Source organism: Aquibium sp. ELW1220, assembly GCF_030398385.1.
GTDB lineage: Bacteria > Pseudomonadota > Alphaproteobacteria > Rhizobiales > Rhizobiaceae > Aquibium.
The window spans coordinates 1-2,279 of record NZ_JAOAOQ010000097.1; the positions used below are offsets into that span (position 1 = coordinate 1).

General features: G+C 55.3%; 2 protein-coding genes. Both read right to left on the minus strand.

From position 1 onward, the window contains the following. Positions 1-21: 21 nt before the first annotated feature. The gene (locus N1F91_RS30820) at positions 22-891 is read right to left on the minus strand and encodes a hypothetical protein (protein WP_289997733.1); all 870 of its coding nucleotides are present in this window, start codon (positions 889-891) and stop codon (positions 22-24) included. A gap of 25 nt (positions 892-916) precedes the next feature. Next, a complete protein-coding gene (locus N1F91_RS30825) occupies positions 917-1,654 on the minus strand; it encodes a response regulator (RefSeq protein ID WP_289997734.1) in 738 nt (245 codons plus the stop codon). Positions 1,655-2,279 lie beyond the last annotated feature (625 nt).

Here is a 2,279-nt window from a genome sequence, read left to right on the forward strand (position 1 = left end):
CCCAACATGCCGGAGCCAGACTTATGCGCCCTGATCCAGCGCTTCCAGGCGTTGATCCGCCAAAACAACCTCACCGCCGCCGTCCTCGCCGTCGGATAATAAATGAGGGGATACTTGAGGCATTACCCAACCGTCGGCATAGGCTGCTAAGACGGTGCTGAAACTCGATAGAACGAAGAGGTTCTTATCCGGCACTTCGGCTACGGCCGTGTAGCGGCAGACGAAGATGGAGGCACAATCCCAAGTGCCGGCATCGGGCAAATTCTGATCCGCAGCGGGGCCAGTCCAACCGGCCGAGGCCGATCTCAGGATTCCATCAGTTCCGAAGAGTGCAAGTTCAGAACCAGCAGGTCGGGGCAAACCGTTGAGGATTCTTTCAAGGTCGGCAGCGGTCAGGGACGCGACGAAGACTGAAATGAGTTCGCCTTTATCGCTCCAATTAGCCTTGGTCAGTTGAATTGTGTGAACGCCGGAAACCCGGCCCAGAACAGGTGGACCCACAAACAGACCGCCGTCAGGACCAAGTTCGCGATGGACCAAAAAATGATAACGATCGCCCAGATAGACACGCTCCCTCGCCTCGCCGGTCGTTGCAAAAAGCCACCCTTCGCCATCGATGACTGACAGGATCGTGAGGGAGCTGGGCAGGGTAATGACGCCAAGCTGCAAACTATTTGGCAATGGCCCCACACTAGATATCGCGTTGTCAATCACTGACTCGAGTACTGTTATGAACTCGCTTACGACCGCATCTACGAAGTGGGCCTGATTGTCGATTTGTTCCACATCACGCTTGAATCGCTCAAGGCCCGAAACGGCGAGCGCAACGAAGATCAACATTCCTGTAATCGACAGAATAATAGCAAACGGCAGCCGATAGAACAGCACCATCTGCAAGCCATTAGAATGCCGTGTGTTAGCTGTCACGGACCAGACTCGCTTGGAGTGTCCTGACAGTTTCTCTCAGGACACAGTCGCCGGCTTCCGTCAATTCAACGAGGGTCCTCCGCTTGTCGTCGCTGGCGTCATTCCTGGAGACATAACCTAGGGTCTCAAGTTCGTTCAGATGGCGAACGACTGATGACAGTGGCATACCTGTCTCGGAAGCGATTGCCTTCGTGAGGAGTGTTTCGCCCTTGTTGCGGTATGTTTGGCAGACCGCCAATATCGCCAGCATTGGAATGCTTGGGAGGTCGTCCTTTGAGGCCGACGGTTTGGCGATACGCTTAAGCAGGCGAATAGCTGCACTGGCAGGCAGCTCTGCCTCTGCTTCGCCGGAGCGCCTTTGCGAGGCGATGTTTTTCAACGAGATGTCGATCTCACGCGCAGAGATCGGCTTTTGAAGGAAGTCACAAAAGCCGGCCCGTATCGCGTTGATGCTTCGGTCCAGATCCGCATGACCAGTTAGGAGCAGTGCATAAGATCCACTGAGCTCAAAGGCGAGCTTGGCCTTTCGATAAAGCTGCGTACCTGACAGACTGTCAAGAACCTCGTCGATAATCAGGTAGTCATAGCGATTACCCTCTTTGAAGGCATTCCATGCCGCATTACTCGATACTAGAAAGGATGTATCATATCCAAACTCTGTCAACGCCTCTGCTAACTCGGCTGCCATTTCGGAGTCGTCGTCGATAATCAAAACGCTGCCGGGCATCGGCTATCTTCTTTAACATGAATTCGCAGGATCGTAAGCCAAGGCAGCTGGTCAGCTTACTCTTACGGCCGCATATGCACGACCTGAGTACCGCTTCTGAGACGCCAGGCACCAGCGAGGATTGTAACTCACGGATACGTCGGGTGGCTTCGTATCGGAATAGCCTCAAGGACACGAGCAGAAAATCACAAGCGTAGCAAACTTTCGGAAGTTCGATTGCACGGATCCAAATTTCAGGACCGTTTGCGCGAGCATCGCGGGCTTACGCGCGAAAATCAGCGAGCGCAGGATGCTTTTCGGGAATGCGATAGGCCAATCGAGACAGGCGGCTCTAATGAACGTCATCCAGCCCCAACACGGCAGCCACTACCATGCCCGAACCTCTCCCGCGTCCAGGCGCCGCTCCCGCGCCGGGTGCGGCCGATGGCACGGAGGACATGTGTATCCTGCGTCCGGTCGTCACCGGGCCCGTCGTTCCCGTGTCGTATGTCCGTCGTCTTGTGTTTATACCAACGGCTCTTCCCGCAGACTCTCCGCAATTCCGCCCGCCTCCGTTTCGTGATTCCCTGTCGCGAAAGGAGATTCGCCATGGGATCAGCGGTGAAGATGCGGACGGACTACACGG